General features: G+C 61.4%; 14 protein-coding genes. 11 read left to right on the top strand and 3 right to left on the bottom strand.

Features of this window, described 5'->3' with window-relative positions; translation table 11 throughout:
* Positions 1-347: 347 nt before the first annotated feature.
* Positions 348-1,247 carry a glutathione-dependent disulfide-bond oxidoreductase gene (gene yghU / locus ASF70_RS06445; protein ID WP_062578485.1) on the top strand — a complete coding sequence of 300 codons (900 nt, stop codon included), beginning with the start codon at positions 348-350 and terminating at the stop codon, positions 1,245-1,247.
* Positions 1,248-1,283: 36 nt separating this feature from the next.
* Entirely contained in the window at positions 1,284-1,661 is a 378-nt protein-coding gene (locus tag ASF70_RS06440) for a hypothetical protein (RefSeq protein ID WP_062454259.1), read from the top strand.
* Positions 1,662-1,721: 60 nt separating this feature from the next.
* Here the strand turns inward: ASF70_RS06440 and ASF70_RS06435 are convergent, their stop codons facing one another.
* A complete protein-coding gene (locus tag ASF70_RS06435) occupies positions 1,722-2,840 on the bottom strand; it encodes a mandelate racemase/muconate lactonizing enzyme family protein (protein ID WP_062578483.1) in 1,119 nt (372 codons plus the stop codon).
* A gap of 29 nt (positions 2,841-2,869) precedes the next feature.
* A complete protein-coding gene (locus tag ASF70_RS06430; protein WP_062578481.1) occupies positions 2,870-3,862 on the bottom strand; it encodes a GntR family transcriptional regulator in 993 nt (330 codons plus the stop codon).
* Between the two features lie 110 nt (positions 3,863-3,972).
* On the opposite strand from ASF70_RS06430, the gene ASF70_RS06425 reads away from it, so the two are divergent.
* The 8 genes from ASF70_RS06425 (at position 3,973) to ASF70_RS06390 (ending at position 12,688) form a co-directional block, all read left to right on the top strand.
* Positions 3,973-5,073: an Ldh family oxidoreductase gene (locus ASF70_RS06425; protein WP_062578479.1), complete on the top strand. Its 1,101-nt coding sequence runs from the start codon at positions 3,973-3,975 to the stop codon at positions 5,071-5,073.
* Between the two features lie 63 nt (positions 5,074-5,136).
* On the top strand, positions 5,137-5,850 hold the full coding sequence (locus ASF70_RS06420; protein ID WP_062578477.1) for a FadR/GntR family transcriptional regulator: 714 nt from the start codon (positions 5,137-5,139) through the stop codon (positions 5,848-5,850).
* A gap of 65 nt (positions 5,851-5,915) precedes the next feature.
* A complete protein-coding gene (locus ASF70_RS06415) occupies positions 5,916-6,887 on the top strand; it encodes a sialic acid TRAP transporter substrate-binding protein SiaP (RefSeq protein WP_062578475.1) in 972 nt (323 codons plus the stop codon).
* Positions 6,888-6,957: 70 nt separating this feature from the next.
* On the top strand, positions 6,958-7,536 hold the full coding sequence (locus tag ASF70_RS06410) for a TRAP transporter small permease (RefSeq protein ID WP_062454265.1): 579 nt from the start codon (positions 6,958-6,960) through the stop codon (positions 7,534-7,536).
* 4 nt (positions 7,537-7,540) lie between these two features.
* The gene (locus tag ASF70_RS06405; protein ID WP_062578473.1) at positions 7,541-8,947 is read left to right on the top strand and encodes a TRAP transporter large permease; all 1,407 of its coding nucleotides are present in this window, start codon (positions 7,541-7,543) and stop codon (positions 8,945-8,947) included.
* A 74-nt stretch (positions 8,948-9,021) separates the two neighbouring features.
* Positions 9,022-10,086 carry an L-idonate 5-dehydrogenase gene (locus ASF70_RS06400; protein ID WP_062578471.1) on the top strand — a complete coding sequence of 355 codons (1,065 nt, stop codon included), beginning with the start codon at positions 9,022-9,024 and terminating at the stop codon, positions 10,084-10,086.
* A complete protein-coding gene (uxuA, locus tag ASF70_RS06395; RefSeq protein WP_062578469.1) occupies positions 10,083-11,282 on the top strand; it encodes a mannonate dehydratase in 1,200 nt (399 codons plus the stop codon). Before ASF70_RS06400 ends, uxuA begins: the two co-directional genes overlap by 4 nt.
* Entirely contained in the window at positions 11,279-12,688 is a 1,410-nt protein-coding gene (locus ASF70_RS06390; protein ID WP_062578467.1) for a mannitol dehydrogenase family protein, read from the top strand. Before uxuA ends, ASF70_RS06390 begins: the two co-directional genes overlap by 4 nt.
* Before the next feature lie 91 nt (positions 12,689-12,779).
* Here the strand turns inward: ASF70_RS06390 and ASF70_RS06385 are convergent, their stop codons facing one another.
* The gene (locus ASF70_RS06385) at positions 12,780-14,366 is read right to left on the bottom strand and encodes a gamma-glutamyltransferase family protein (protein WP_062578465.1); all 1,587 of its coding nucleotides are present in this window, start codon (positions 14,364-14,366) and stop codon (positions 12,780-12,782) included.
* 301 nt (positions 14,367-14,667) lie between these two features.
* Here ASF70_RS06385 and ASF70_RS24435 point away from each other — a divergent pair.
* A partial coding sequence (locus tag ASF70_RS24435; protein ID WP_210166803.1) for a hypothetical protein occupies positions 14,668-14,853 on the top strand: 186 nt, incomplete at its 3' end.

Below are 14,853 nucleotides of genomic sequence, written 5' to 3'. Positions count from 1 at the left end.
CCACCACCTTTTCCAGCTTCGCCGCAACGTTGAGTTCGTCGCTGGAAAAACCGTTCGCCCTGTTTGTTGTGGGACACGTCTCCGCCTGAAGCAGGCACGGGTGTCCTCGAATAGCTGGACAGTGCCGGTGCAACGGTTAACTGAACAAGAACCGATCGCGGAGTTGCGTGTACGTGGTTAACCATTGCCGCTCGTTCGGAACACGATGGTGCAGCATAGAGAGATCCTGACCAGCACCAAAAAACGCGATACGATGGCGCTATAAAACGGGAAATCTCTTCTCGTTTTTCCTATATCGCAGGCATCGTTCGTATTTTAAGAGCAATTTTTCAGGAAGGACCGCCCTGATGACCGAGAAAACTCCTGCCGACAATTTTCCTGCCGGCTACGAGCCGCCGAAGATCTGGACCTGGGAAAAGGGCAATGGCGGCCAGTTCGCCAGTATCAACCGCCCGATCGCCGGCCCGACGCAGGACAAGGAACTGCCGGTCGGAAGGCATCCGCTGCAGCTCTATTCGCTGGGCACGCCAAACGGCGTCAAGGTGACGATCATGCTGGAAGAGCTTCTGGCAGCCGGTCACACACAGGCCGAATACGACGCCTGGATGATCAATATCGGCAAGGGCGATCAGTTCGGATCCGGCTTTGTCGACATCAATCCGAACTCGAAGATCCCCGCACTTTGCGACCATGCGCCGAAGGATGGCGGCAAGCCGCTGCGTGTGTTCGAATCGGCCTCGATCCTCGTCTATCTGGCGGAGAAGTTCGGCGCCTTCCTGCCGACCGATCTGCGCACCCGCACGGAAACGATGAACTGGCTGTTCTGGCAAATGGGCTCGGCACCGTTTCTCGGCGGTGGATTCGGGCATTTCTACGCCTATGCGCCGATCAAGATTAAATACGCGATCGATCGCTATGCGATGGAGACGAAACGCCAGCTCGACGTGCTCGACCGGCATCTTGCCGACAACCGTTATATGGCGGGCGACGAGTATACGATTGCGGACATGGCGATCTTCCCCTGGTACGGCACGCTGGCGCTCGGCCAGGTTTACGGCGATGCAGGTGATTTTCTCGAGGTAAAGAGCTATGAGAACCTGCAGCGCTGGACGGCGGAGGTTTTCGCACGGCCGGGCGTGAAGCGCGGCCGCATGGTCAACCGGACATCCGGCGAGCCATCCGAGCAGCTGCACGAGCGCCACGACGCTTCGGATTTCGATACGAAGACACAAGACAAGATCGGCTAAAAGCCGGTCAGCCGCATAGGACTTGAGGATACGAGCATGGCAAACCTGCCTGAAATGACAAAACACCGAGGCTTTCCAGGCGGGATGCCAAGCACGGGGGTGCAGTTCACCATCCGCCGGGCCAATCCGAAAGGCGTGACGCCGATCAAGGCTCTGCCGCGCAGGGCACGTCCCGGCACGAAAGAGCACAAGATCGACGGGGCCTTTCTGCATGCGCTGTGGCATCACTTCGGCACCGAACCCTTCGAGCGCGGCAATCTCGATGCTGCGCGTCTGAGCCTTCTGTTCGGGCGCGAAGTGCTGCCTGCCGACAAGACGTTCGACCCGCTTTCCTATGAGGCGATGCTTGTCATCAACGAAAAGCTGGCGCGGCAGAACTTTCCGGAATCGTTCGAGAATATCTTCGAGATCTGACGGCGTTTGTCGACGTTGTAGAGAAGGCCGCTGGCGAACGTCGCCGGCGGCCTTTCGCATTCAGCCGAGGCTCTTGCCGTATCGCTCGAAGCTTTCTTTCAGCACCGTCGTGCTGGCGCCTGGCTGCTGTGGCCTTCGATAAATGCCGCCATCGACATTGGACGGTTCCTCGAAGTGGTCCTTGATCCAGGGAATGTATTCAAGGATCGTTGAGGCCGGATGCCAGTAGCTGAGATGGACGTGAACCTGGCTCATCTCGCCCGCATGCGGCACGACGGGAAGCCGATGGGCCAGTGCCAGATCCGCAACCTGGATATATTCGGTGACGCCACCGAGACGCGTGACGTCAGGCTGGACGTAGGACACGGCACCGGCTGATATGAACGCCCGGAACGCATCAACGGTATAGAGCTGCTCGCCAAGCGCGATCGGGATCGTGCTGCTTCTCGCAAGGGCCGCATGTCCGGCAATATCGTCGTACCAGAGCGGCTCCTCGAACCAGTAGATATCGAGATCGCGGGCCCGCTCGCAAAACCGCTGGCAGGTCGGGAGATCCCATTTGCCATTGCCATCGATGGCGATCCGGACATCTGGGCCCAGCCGCTTGCGCACCGCTTCCAGGCGGCGCACATCGATATTGGGATCGTCATGGCCGACCTTGAGCTTGATCCGGGTGAAGCCTTCTTCCTCCACGGCGCGCGCCGACCCGGCCAGCAGGTCCTCCAGCGAAAACGACAGCCAGCCGATATCGGTATTATACGCCTCGAGACGATCGGTTCTTGCGCCTCCGAGCAGGCTCCAGAGCGGCACGCCGGCCTTTTTCGCCTTGAGATCCCAGAGCGCGACGTCGACGGCGGCGAGTGCCAGATGGGTAATGCCCGCACGGCCGACCCATTGCAGGGAGGGATAGCGTGCGAGCTTGGTCCACAGGCGCTGATGTTCGTTGGCATCCTCGCCGATCAGCAGCGGCGCGTAGCAATCCCTTATACAGGACGTGATCAGCCGGTCGGAGGCGATATGGGCATGGGTGCCGGTAAAGCCGTAGCCCTTCAGCCCGTCGGTGGTCTCGATCACGGTGCCGACGACACCCCAATGGGTGATGCTGTGGGTGCTGTCGGAAATCGAGTCCGAGGTCAGCGGCAGATGCAGGATGAATGGCTGTACGGATTTGATTTTCATTGTTGGGCTCCTCCTCCCGGTGGTAGACATCAGTCTGTTTTGACGTGCCCCTGCCGCTCCAGATAAGGCAGGTCAGGCAGGGCGATGTTTCGCGATGCGGCAGCCCCAATGCGGGCGATTGCGCGGTCGCGTGAGATCCGCAAATGCCTCTCCAGCGCATCGCATGCGGCGCCGATATCGCCGGAAGCGAGCGGCGAAAGCACGTCCAGATGCTCCAGCAGGAATGGCTCGCCGTCATAGCCGGTGGTCTTCGGCTGATAGAGAAAATGGTGGGCGACCAGGATCGCCTGCGGCAGGCTGATCGCCTGCATCAGCGCGCGGTTGTCGCAGTATCCGAGAAGCTCCGAATGCAGCTGATGTTCGACGCGGTCGAGCATGTCGCCGGTAACCGTCTCGGCAGCGGCGATCGCCTGCTCGACGAACTCGATGCATCCCGCCACGTAGCCATCGGGCAAGTGCGGGAAGGCCTGCTCGAGAGCCAGCGGTTCCAGCACCCAGCGCAGCTCGTAGAGCTGGCCGATATGGACAGGCGTCAGGCCCGGCGCCAGCCAGCGGCCGGCATCGTCCTTCAGCACCACGCCGCGTTGCTGCAGCCTTGCCATCACGTCCCGTGCTACGGTTCGGCTGACACCGTGGGCTGCGGCAAGCGCTGCTTCGTTGATACGCCAGCTGGCAAGCGAGGTGCGGGAAACGATCTCGATCTCGATCTGGCGGTAGATCAATTCCCAGCTCGACAGGAAATGGATCTTCTCGTCGGAGCCCGCAGAATGGCTCGACGGGGCGGCGGGCGCGGTGCCGCTTTCCGAGGACAGGATCTGGTATCCCCTTCCCGGGACGCGCTGCATCAGGCCTCGCAGTTCAAGCTCGCCCAAGGCATGGCGCGCTGGCGCCCGGCTGATGCCGAAGCGGTCGGCAAGGCTGGTTTCGGTCAGATACGCGCCGGCAGACAGCGCACCGGAGGCGATCTCGGATGCCAGTATCTCGCACACACGTTGATGAAGCCTCGGGGACGGGCCAGCCATTCGGGTCTCCAGGACATGAAACGCAATCTATCGAAATCGCAGTGCATGGATTGCATCTTCCAAATCGGATGTCTAGTGTAGACAAAAGACATTGTGGAGGATGTCCTGACATGCCGACTGGGAAAGACAGAGCGCGCGTTTCACTCACCGAGCTCGATCGCTTTTGCCGCGAGGTCCTTCTGGCTTGCGGCGCAGACGCTGCGACGGCAGACGCTGCAACGCGGGCGATGATGCATGGCACACGCCATGGCGTGGACAGTCACGGGGTGCGTCTTCTCGACCATTACGTGACTGCGCTTGAAGGCGGGCGCCTCAACAAGGTGCCGAAGCTAAAGCCCGTCGGCGGTTTCGGGGCGGTGGAGACGCTGGACGCGGATCATGCGCATGGCGCACTCGCGACCTATACGGCGATGGACCGAGCGATCGAGCTCGCGCGTCAGTTCGGCATCGGCGCTGTGGCGATCCGCAACAGTTCGCATTTCGGCCCGGCCGGCGCCTATGCGCTGGAGGCGGCCCGCCAGGGCGTGATCGGCTTCACCTTTTGCAATTCCGACAGTTTCGTGCGCCTGCATGACGGTGCATCGCGCTTCCACGGCACCAACCCGATTGCCGTCGGCGTGCCGGTGGAAGGGCAAGATCCGTGGTTGCTGGACATGGCAACCAGCGCCATTCCCTATAACCGCGTGCTGCTCTACCGCAGCATGGGCACGACCCTGCCGCAGTCGGTCGCGTCAGATGTTTCGGGCATCGACACGCTCGATGCGGACAAGGCCGACATGCTGGCGCCGCTCGGCGGCGAATTCGGCTTCAAGGGCGCGGGTCTTGCCGGGCTTGCGGAAATCCTCAGCGCTGTCGTGACCGGCATGAGCCTGAGTTTCGACCTCGCCCCGATGGGCGGTCCCGATTTTTCGACGCCTCGTGGTCTCGGAGCCTTTGTCTTTGCGATCCTGCCGGAGGCGTTCGGCGATCGGGAGACGTTCGATGCGGGCATGACACGCTATCTGGATGTGCTGCGCAGTTCGCCGGCCCGCGCCGACTGCCGAGTCATGGCGCCGGGCGACCGGGAATGGGTGGTTGCGGCGGATCGACAAGCATCCGGCGTCACGCTCGATCCGGCGACACACGCCGCTTTCGGAGTTCTTGCGGGTCGCTACGGGGCGCAACTGCCGGTTTTGGAGATGCCGGCACAGTCACAGGTTGATGGCACTTGACTTCCCAAAATTGGTAAGACAATCTGACCGCATTGCGCGTCGGGAGGATGCGTGGAGGACACCATGTTCGTCGCCCTTGTGCCGCGCCGCCTTTACAGGCAGGCCGCGGAACAGCTTCGTACGCTGATCGAAGCCGGAGAAGTCCGGCCAGGTGAGCGGCTGCCGGCCGAGCGTGAGCTTGCCGAGCGCCTTGGCGTGTCCCGCCCCACCATTCGCGAAGCCCTGATCGTGCTCGAAGTCGAGGGTCTGATCCAGATCCGCATGGGATCCGGCGTCTATGTGAGCGCCAGATCAAACCGGCAGCCGGAAATCCTTGCCGCCGATGACAGCGATGGTCCTTTTGAAATCCTGCAGGCGCGCTGCCTGATCGAGAGCGCTATTGCCGAAGAGGCAGCCCGCAAGGTCGACAGCGAGAGCATCGCCAAGCTCAATTCGATCCTTGCGGAGATGGAGGGTTCGCTCGACGATTCGCACCAGGCGCTGGCGCTGGACCGGGCGTTTCATACGGCGATTGCGGACATGATCGGCAATTCGGCGCTCAACCGCTTTACCGGCCTGATCTACGACAAGCGGCTGTCGCCGTATTTCACCAAGCTGGCCAGCTATTTCGAAGGCCCGCACACCTGGAAGGCAGCACTCGAAGAACACAAGATCATTCGCGACGCGCTTGCTGCGGGCAACCCCGCCGATGCGCGCGAGGCCATGCGGCAGCATTTGACGCTGTCGCAGAAGAGATTCTCGGAAAGCTTCGGAGAGGAGCCGACGAGGAACGACTGATACGACCGCGAGGAGGCGGCGGATCGAGACGATAGTTTGAGATTTCAATTCGGGAGGAGAAAGTTATGTTGAAGTTTAACACTATTTTAGGTGCCGCCGCCGTCGTCATGGCGTCGGCAATCGGCGCACAGGCGCAGACAGCGCTCAAGTGGGCGCATGTCTATGAGACCTCGGAGCCGTTCCATACGGAATCCGTATGGGCTGCAGGCGAAATCGCCAAGCGGACCGAAGGTCGCTACAAGATCGACGTCTTCCCCGCGTCGCAGCTCGGCAAGGAAGCCGACATCAACCAAGGTCTGAAGCTCGGAACGGTCGACATGATCATTTCCGGCTCCAGCTTCGCGGCCCGCGATTACAAGCCGATCGGCGTGACCTACTTCCCGTACATCTTTCGCGATCCGGCGCACCTGATCGCCTATGTGAAGAGCGACGTCTTCAAGCGTCTCTCCAAGGGGTATGAAGACAAGACCGGCAACGTGATCACAGCCGTCAGCTACTATGGCACGCGCCATACGACATCCAACAAGCCGATTGAAAAATGCGCCGATCTGAAGGGCGTCAAGATGCGCGTTCCGGACGTTCCGGCATACCTTGCCATGCCACGGGCCTGCGGCGCCAACACCACGCCGATCGCCTTTGCGGAAGTCTATCTCGCCCTGCAGAACGGCACGGTCGACGCCCAGGAAAATCCGCTGACCACGATCGAGGCGAAGAAGTTCTTTGAAGTCCAGAAGAACATCGTTCTGTCCGGTCACATCGTCGACCATCTCAACACGGTCATTTCCAAGAGCCGCTGGGCAAGCCTGTCGGACGAAGACAAGAAAATCTTCACGGAAGTGACGCAGGAAGCCGCCACCCGCACCACCAAGATCATTGAGGAACGCGAAAAGGCGCTCGTCGAGGACTTCAAGAAGCGCGGCCTCAACGTTGTTGAAGTCGACAAGGCCGACTTCGAAAAGACGGTGCTCGAGAAGGTGACCTTCGAAGAGTTCGGCTACGCGAAATCCGATTGGGAAGCCATCCGCGCCATCAAGTAACGCGGATCACGCCAACGTTCGCGCGGCTCGCAAGAGCCGCGCCTTCCCTTCGTGAAACTGGATCGGATCCATGTCGACATCCCCGGAAATCCACACTCAGGTGACCCCTGAGGAGCTTGCCCATACATTCGACGAAGCGCCCGTCGATGTGGACCTTAAAATCTATGCCTTCGAGGACTGGGTCACGCTTGCCCTGTTCTGGGTGATGACGGGCTGCGTCTTCCTGCAGTTCTTTACCCGTTACGTCCTCAACGACAGCTATGCCTGGACAGAGGAAATCGCCGTCAATTGCCTGATCGGCGTGGTTTTCCTCGGTGCCGTCATGTGCGTGCGCATGTCGCGCCACATTCAGGTGGACGTTCTCTATCACTACCTGCCGCCGCATGTGACGCGCATCATGGCGACGTTGGTCGACATTATCCGGGTCGGTTTCTTTGCCTACGGATCATGGCTGATGTGGCGGTACATGGAAATCGTCGAGGGCGAGGAGATGGTCACCGTAAACCTGCCCCGCAACATCGTCTTCTACAGCGTGCTGGTTGCCTTCGTGCTGATGCTGCTGCGCTCCATCCAGGTTTTCGTCGCCAACATGCGCCGCGGTTATTCGGTGCTCGAGCGCCCCGAAGAATTCCAGAACGCCGAGGATTGATTTCATGCTGCTGCTTATCGGTTCGTTTCTTCTCCTGATGGTGCTGGGTCTTCCGGTCGCCATCTCCATGGCAACCTCGTCGGTCCTCTACATCGTCTTTTACAATGTTGCGCCTGACATCATCGTCGCGCAGCGGCTGATTGCCGGTGTCGAGAGCTTCCCGCTTCTGGCTGTTCCCTTCTTCATTCTGGCCGGCAACCTGATGAACAGCGCCGGCGTGACCGGTCGTATCTATTCGTTCGCGGTGGCACTGGTCGGCTGGATGAAGGGTGGCCTGGCGCAGGTGAACATCATCGGCTCGGTCATCTTTTCCGGCATGTCCGGAACGGCGCTTGCCGATGCTGCCGGTATCGGCACGATCGAGATCAAGGCGATGAAGGACCACGGCTATCCGATCGAGGCCGCCGTCGGCGTCACCGCAGCGTCGGCAACGCTTGGTCCGATCTTCCCGCCATCGCTGCCTTTCGTGATCTACGGCATGATGGCCAACGTCTCGATCGGCGCTCTGTTCATGGCCGGCATCGTGCCGGGTGTGGTCATGACCGTGCTGATGATGGTGACCGTTGCTATCTTCGCCTATGTGAAACGCTGGGGTTCCGATACGCCGTTCAGCTGGAGGAACATCCTCAGTGCATCGACGGAAGTCCTTGTCGTGGCGATGGTGCCGATCGGTATCTATCTGCTGACGCTGATGGGACTGTCGCTCAACCTGTCGATCCTGATCGCGCTCGTCGTGCTTCTCGCCTGCGACTGGTATTTCGACTTCTCCGCCGTCATGGCGCTGATGACCCCGGTCATCCTGATCGGCGGCATGACGATGGGTTGGTTCACGCCGACGGAGGCAGCCGTTGCCGCCGTGCTGTGGTCGCTGTTCCTCGGCCTCGTGCGCTATCGCACCATGACCTTCAAATCGCTTGCCAAGGCAACCTTCGACACGATCGAAACGACGGCCTCCGTGCTGTTCATCGTGGCCGCGGCCTCCGTCTTTGCATGGCTTTTGACGGTCAGCCAGACGGCGCAGCTTCTGTCTACGGCGATCACCAGCCTGACCGACAGCAAGTGGGTGTTCCTGATCCTCGTCAACCTGTTGATGCTGTTCGTCGGCTGCTTCCTCGATACGATCGCCGCGATCACCATCCTGGTGCCGATCCTGCTGCCGATCGTGCTTCAGTTCGACATCGATCCGGTGCATTTCGGTCTGATCATGACGCTCAACCTAATGATCGGGCTGCTGCACCCGCCGCTCGGCATGGTGCTGTTCGTCCTGTCCCGCGTCGCGAAACTGTCCGTCGAGCGCACTACGATGGCCATCCTGCCCTGGCTGGTGCCGCTGCTGCTCGCACTGGTGCTGATCACCTTCGTGCCGGCAATCACGCTGTGGCTGCCGACTGAAATGGGCCTGATCCGCTGATACCGACACCCATTCCGCGCCGGCCGGCCCGGCGCGGAATGACCGATCGAAACGCACGAAACGAGGCTATCCCCATGCTTACCCGCGTCGTCCGCCTGCATGGCAAACGCGATCTCAAGGTCGAGAGCGAGGGTTATGGCGCTCCTCGACCCGGTGAAGTGCTCCTGCGCATGGCGATGGGCGGCATTTGCGGCTCTGACCTGCATTATTACCAGGACGGCGGCTTCGGCCCGATCCGCGTGCGCGAACCGATCATTTCCGGACACGAAGCATCCGGCTTCGTCGAAGCGATCGGAGACGGCGTTTCCGGTCTCAGCGTCGGCACCCTGGTCGCCGTCAATCCGTCCCAACCCTGCGGCCATTGCCATTATTGCGGCATTGGGCAGCCGATCCACTGCCTCGAAATGCGGTTCATGGGCAGCGCCATGCGCCTGCCGCACGAACAGGGCATGTTCCGCGATCATCTCGTGGTGCCGGCAATCCAGTGCCATCCCGTGTCGGCCGATGTTTCGCCTGAGGAAGCCGCCTGCGCGGAACCGCTCGCAGTCTGCCTTCATGCGGTCTCCCAGGCGGGCGATCTCAGAAACAAGCGCGTTCTCGTGACCGGTGCCGGTCCGATCGGCCTTCTGACCGTCGCAGCCGCCCGGTATGCAGGGGCGGCTGAGATCATCGTGACGGATCTTGCCGACGCAGCCCTTGCCCGGGCTCCCGCGATGGGCGCGACCGATACGGTCAACGTCGCCGAAAACGCGGAAGCGCTTTCGCCCTATCTCGAAGGCAAAGGCACGATCGATGTGGCCTTCGACTGCTCTGCCGCCGGCCCGGCGCTTCGCACCGCTCTTGCAGCCCTGAAGCCGAGAGGAACTCTTGTTCAGGTGGGCGTGACGGGCGACATCACGATCCCGCTCAACATGCTGGTCGGCAAGGAAATCAACTGGCGCGGTTCGCAGCGCTTCGATCGCGAGTTTGCAGAAGCGGTCGATCTGATTTCGCGGCGCGCCATCGATGTGCGGCCGATCCTTTCGCATACATATCCACTCGAGGACGCGCTGAGCGCCTTCGAACAGGCTTCGGACCGTTCCGTCGCCTGCAAGGTGCAGATCGCACTTTTCGACCATGAAACGGGAAGAACAGAATGAAACATACCTGGCGATGGTTCGGACCGATCGACAAGGTCTCGGTGAGGGACGCGGCGCAGGCCGGCGCGGAAGGCATTGTCAGCGCCCTGCATCACATTCCGACAGGGGCAGTGTGGCCGGCCGACGAGATCGAGAAGCGACACGCGGAAATCAAGGCCGGCGGCCTTTACTGGGATGTGGTCGAAAGCGTGCCCGTCTCGGAAGAAATCAAGACCCAGACCGGCGACTGGCGCACCCATGTCGCCAACTGGCAGGAAAGCCTGCGCCGCCTTTCGCAAAGCGGCATACGCACAGTCTGCTATAATTTCATGCCGGTCCTCGACTGGACCCGGACCGACCTGCGCTGGGAAACCAGACATGGCGCAAAGGCAATGCGCTTCGACCTTACCGATTTCGTCGCCTTCGACATCCATATTCTGAAGCGACCGGATGCGGCCGCCGATTATCCGGAAGCCCTGCAGGACAAAGCGGCGAGGCGCTTCTCCGAGTTCGCGGACGACAGGATCGCAGCACTCGGCCGCAACATCGGTGCCGGGCTGCCGGGATCAGCGGACGGATACTCGCTCGACCAGCTTCTGGAGAAGCTGAGGACCTACCACGGCATCGACCGCGCAAAACTCCAGTCGAACCTCGTCGATTTCCTCTCGCAAGTCGTGCCTGTCGCCGAACAGGTGGGGATCAACATCTGTGCTCATCCGGACGATCCGCCATGGCCGCTGCTTGGCCTGCCGCGGATCCTTTCGACCAAAGACGATTACGCCCATATGCTCAAAGCAGTCGACAGCCGCGCCAATGGCGTGACGCTCTGCTCGGGCTCGCTCGGCGCCCGTGCGGATAACGATCTCCCTCGCATTGCCGAGCGTTTTGCCGACCGCATCCATTTCGTCCATCTGCGCAACGTGACACGCGATGAGGACACATTGCCATGTTCCTTTTTCGAGGACGAACATCTCGAAGGTGGCACCGACATGGTGGCGGTCATCGCCGCCCTGTTGAAGGAAGAAAAGCGGCGTCACCGCGAAGGACGTGAGGATCACAGGATTGCCATGCGGCCGGACCATGGTCAGGAGATCCTCGACGACCTCACCCGTGGCGCCCAGCCGGGCTATCCGGCGATCGGCCGGCTGAAGGGGCTGGCGGAACTGCGCGGCATCGAGCGCGCGCTCAGCCATCCGGAATTTGGAGCAAGAGAATGACACTGCAGAGACTTTCATCCGCGACGGTGTTGCCTGAAACCGTGACCGGTCCGACGTTCGACCGCACGAAACTTCGCCCCGGGATCGTGCATTTCGGGCTCGGTGCCTTTCACCGGGCGCATCAGGCGGTCTACACCCAAAAGGCGCTCGAGGCGGAGTTCGGTCCCTGGGGCATCGTTGCCGTCAACCTGCGCTCGCCGGAGCCGGTCAAAGCGATTGCCGAACAGGACGGGCTCTACTCGATCACCGTGCGCGACACCGAGGGCGATCGTTCCCAGGTGATCGGTTCGACCGTCGACTGGATCTGCGCTGCGGACCAGCGCGACCAGGTTCTGGCCTATCTCGCCAGCCCCGACATCCGGATCGTCACACTCACCGTCTCCGAAAAGGCCTACGGGCTGCATCCGACGACAGGCGGCCTCGATCCCGATCACCCCTCCGTTGCCGCGGATCTTCAAAACCCGCAGGCGCCGGTCGGCCCGATCGGTTTCATCGTCGAAGGGCTGGCGCTTCGACGCAACCTGGATGTCGCGCCTTTCACCGTGCTCTGCTGCGACAATCTTCCGTCCAATGGCAAGATCCTGCGGCGGCTGGTGCTCGACATGGCAAACCGGCGCGACCCGGCTCTTGCCGAATGGATTGCCGAGAACGGTGCCTTTCCCTCCAGCATGGTGGACAGGATCGTGCCCGCCGCCACGGAAGAAACCCGGCAGCGCGCATCCCGACTGCTCGGCGTCGAAGACGCACTGGCGCTCGATACGGAGCCGTTTCTGCAATGGGTGATCGAAGACGAGTTCGTCTCCGGCCGACCGCAATGGGAAGCCGCCGGCGCCCTCTTTGCCGTCGATGTCGAGCCCTATGAAAAAATGAAGCTGCGGCTTCTCAACGGTTCGCATACGCTGCTTGCGCATCTGGGCCTGCTGGACGGGCTGGAATGCACCCGTGACGTGATGACGGTCGAACGGCATGTTGCGGATGTCGAGCGACATCTCAACACCGTGGTCAAGACGCTCGACCCGGTGCCGGGAATCGACCTTTCGGCCTATATCCAGCAGCTTCTGCAACGCTTTGCCAATCCGACAATCGCGCATCGCTGCGCGCAGATCGCGATGGATACGAGCCAGAAGATCCCGCAGCGTATTTTCGGACCCGCAGTCGAGGTTCTCCGCCAAGGCGAGGATGGGGCGGCCTATGCGCACGTCGTCGGCGTCTGGCTTGCGGCCGTTTGCCGGCTACAGGACTGCAACGATCCGCGCCGCGACGAGCTTCTCTCCGCCGCTGCCAAGAGTTCGGACGAGCAGCCCTCGGCCCCGTTTTTCAAGATCCCGGGCCTGTTTCCGCAGGCTCTGATCGATTCCCAGGCATGGCGCGCGCTAGTGGATGCGGAAATGAAACAGTGGCGCTAGGGCGTACCTCCGTCCGCTAGAACGACAAGAAGCCCGCACTCGGCGGGCTTTTTGCACTTCCGAACGACGGTAATGGAATACGCCGCTATGGCTAGAAGCCGAGCGCCATGCCATCCTTGCGGCTGTCCGACCCACCCTCAAGCAGGCCGTCGCGGATGCGGATGGCCTGACTGCCTCCGATCGGGCTGGTGACGATCTTCAGCACATGGCCTCTCGCTTCAAGATCTGCCCGCACCGCCGGGCTGACGGTGGGCTCGAGTTCCAGCACGCCGCCGAAGCCGAAACTGCGCGGCACGTCCATGGCCGCCTGCAAATCGAGACCTCTGTCGATCACGCCCGACAGGAAGGCCGCATGACCCGCTGCCTGGTAATGGCCGCCCATCACGCCAAACGGCATCACCGTTTTGCCATCCTGCGTCACCATGCCGGGAATGATCGTGTGCATCGGGCGCTTCGACGGGCCGATCGCATTCGGATGCCCCTCGATCAGCCGGAAAGACGCGCCACGGCTGTGGAACAGCACGCCGGTCTTCGGGTCGAGACGCGTCGAGCCGAAGGGATGGAAGATCGAGTTGATAAAGGAAATCGCGTTGCCCTGCGTATCGACGACGCAGAGATAGATCGTGTCCTTGTGTTCTGGCTCGTCCCACAGAACCGGCGGCAATGCCTTCTTCATGTCGATACGGCTGCGGAGCGTCGCAGCGACTTCATCGGACAACAGCTGTTCGGCAACGCCCGCGCAATGCTCGGGGTCTGCAATCAGGGCGTCGCGGTGATGATAGGCGATCTTTGTCGCCTCCGCGTGGACATGGATCCGATCCGCCTCGTCCATGGCGGCGAGATCGAAGCCTTCGACGATCTTCAGGATCAGCAGCGCCGCCAGCCCCTGTCCATTCGGCGGGCACTCGTGGACGTCGAAACCCTTGTAGCTGGCGCTGACCGGATCCATCCAGTTCGCGCCATCCGTGCCGGCCTCGAAATCCTCGAGCGTGTGCAGACCACCGAGCGAGCGCAGATGGGCAACCATCTTTTCCGCCGTTTCCCCTTCGTAGAAGGCGGCAGCCCCGCCTGCAGCAATCTCCTCGAGGCGGTCTGCCAGGAGCGGCTGGCGGATGACGGCGCCTGCAACGGGCGCCTTGCCTTCAGGCAGAAACACCGCAGCGGCGTGGCTGTCGCCGGCGATGACTTTTTCATTGCCCTTCCAGTCCATCGCGACACGAGGCGTGACGGGAAAGCCGGAACGCGCATAGCCGATCGCGCGCATGAACAATCGCTCGAGCGGCAGAGTTCCATGGTCTTTGTGAAGACGGCACCAGGCGGAAATGGCACCCGGAACGGTGGCCGAATGCGGGCTTGTCTGGGGAATCTCGCCGCTTAAGCCGAGCTCTGTAAGGGCTGCAATGGAGGCGGCGGCAGGCGCGCGGCCCGAACCGTTGAGCGCCTTGACCGCGCCGCCCGCAGGTGCGTAGAGCGCAAAGCAATCGCCACCGATACCGGTCATCAGGGGATCGACGACGCATTGGACGGAGACAGCCGCAATCGCTGCGTCGACAGCATTGCCGCCATCCTGCAGGACTTCCAGACCGGCTGCCGTGGCAAGCGGATGCGACGTGGCAATCATCGCGCCGGTCGACATGGTCGACGTGCGCCTTGCGGAAAAGAAATCGAAATCAGACATGTCATTCCTTTGTTTCACTGACAGCCTTTCATGGCCTCAGCGCCTACGGGTCCAAACGTCATCATATTCGGAGGGGATGTCGGTCAGCGGCAAACCTTTCGGCAGCCCGCCGCCCTTGGACGATAACCTCCATCAGGCAATCGGCTTGCACGATAGTGCAGCGAACGGCAAACCTGCAACCTCAAGGAAGGAAAGGCGGTCTCGCAATTTCGTTTGAGCACTGAAACCTGCGCCCGTGCAGATTTGTCTTAAGCCCTGGCAGAGGCTAGCAACACGAGCGTCGCTCGAAGAGTTGTCAGGATTGCCTGAGGAGAAGCCCAGCAAACCCGATCGCATCCGGCGTCACCCGTCTTTGGCGGACACGGCGTATCGGCCGTCGATGCGGTTCGGTCAGGCTACAAACGCAAAACACCCGCAGCTTATGGCTACGGGTGTTTTTGATAATGATGATTTGGTTGCGGGGGCAGGATTTGAACCTGCGGCCTTC

The sequence above is a fragment of the Rhizobium sp. Leaf321 genome, assembly GCF_001423215.1.
Lineage (GTDB): Bacteria > Pseudomonadota > Alphaproteobacteria > Rhizobiales > Rhizobiaceae > Neorhizobium > Neorhizobium soli.
Note: the sequence above shows the minus strand (reverse complement) of the source record. Positions and strands in the feature narration are given on the sequence as shown.

Excerpts from the sequence above, each read along its gene's own strand:
- yghU (WP_062578485.1), top strand. The coding sequence starts at position 348 with ATGACCGAGAAAACTCCTGCCGACAATTTTCCTGCCGGCTACGAGCCG.
- ASF70_RS06440 (WP_062454259.1), top strand. The coding sequence starts at position 1,284 with ATGGCAAACCTGCCTGAAATGACAAAACACCGAGGCTTTCCAGGCGGG.
- ASF70_RS06435 (WP_062578483.1), bottom strand. The coding sequence starts at position 2,840 with ATGAAAATCAAATCCGTACAGCCATTCATCCTGCATCTGCCGCTGACC.
- ASF70_RS06430 (WP_062578481.1), bottom strand. The coding sequence starts at position 3,862 with ATGGCTGGCCCGTCCCCGAGGCTTCATCAACGTGTGTGCGAGATACTG.
- ASF70_RS06425 (WP_062578479.1), top strand. The coding sequence starts at position 3,973 with ATGCCGACTGGGAAAGACAGAGCGCGCGTTTCACTCACCGAGCTCGAT.
- ASF70_RS06420 (WP_062578477.1), top strand. The coding sequence starts at position 5,137 with ATGTTCGTCGCCCTTGTGCCGCGCCGCCTTTACAGGCAGGCCGCGGAA.
- ASF70_RS06415 (WP_062578475.1), top strand. The coding sequence starts at position 5,916 with ATGTTGAAGTTTAACACTATTTTAGGTGCCGCCGCCGTCGTCATGGCG.
- ASF70_RS06410 (WP_062454265.1), top strand. The coding sequence starts at position 6,958 with ATGTCGACATCCCCGGAAATCCACACTCAGGTGACCCCTGAGGAGCTT.
- ASF70_RS06405 (WP_062578473.1), top strand. The coding sequence starts at position 7,541 with ATGCTGCTGCTTATCGGTTCGTTTCTTCTCCTGATGGTGCTGGGTCTT.
- ASF70_RS06400 (WP_062578471.1), top strand. The coding sequence starts at position 9,022 with ATGCTTACCCGCGTCGTCCGCCTGCATGGCAAACGCGATCTCAAGGTC.
- uxuA (WP_062578469.1), top strand. The coding sequence starts at position 10,083 with ATGAAACATACCTGGCGATGGTTCGGACCGATCGACAAGGTCTCGGTG.
- ASF70_RS06390 (WP_062578467.1), top strand. The coding sequence starts at position 11,279 with ATGACACTGCAGAGACTTTCATCCGCGACGGTGTTGCCTGAAACCGTG.
- ASF70_RS06385 (WP_062578465.1), bottom strand. The coding sequence starts at position 14,366 with ATGTCTGATTTCGATTTCTTTTCCGCAAGGCGCACGTCGACCATGTCG.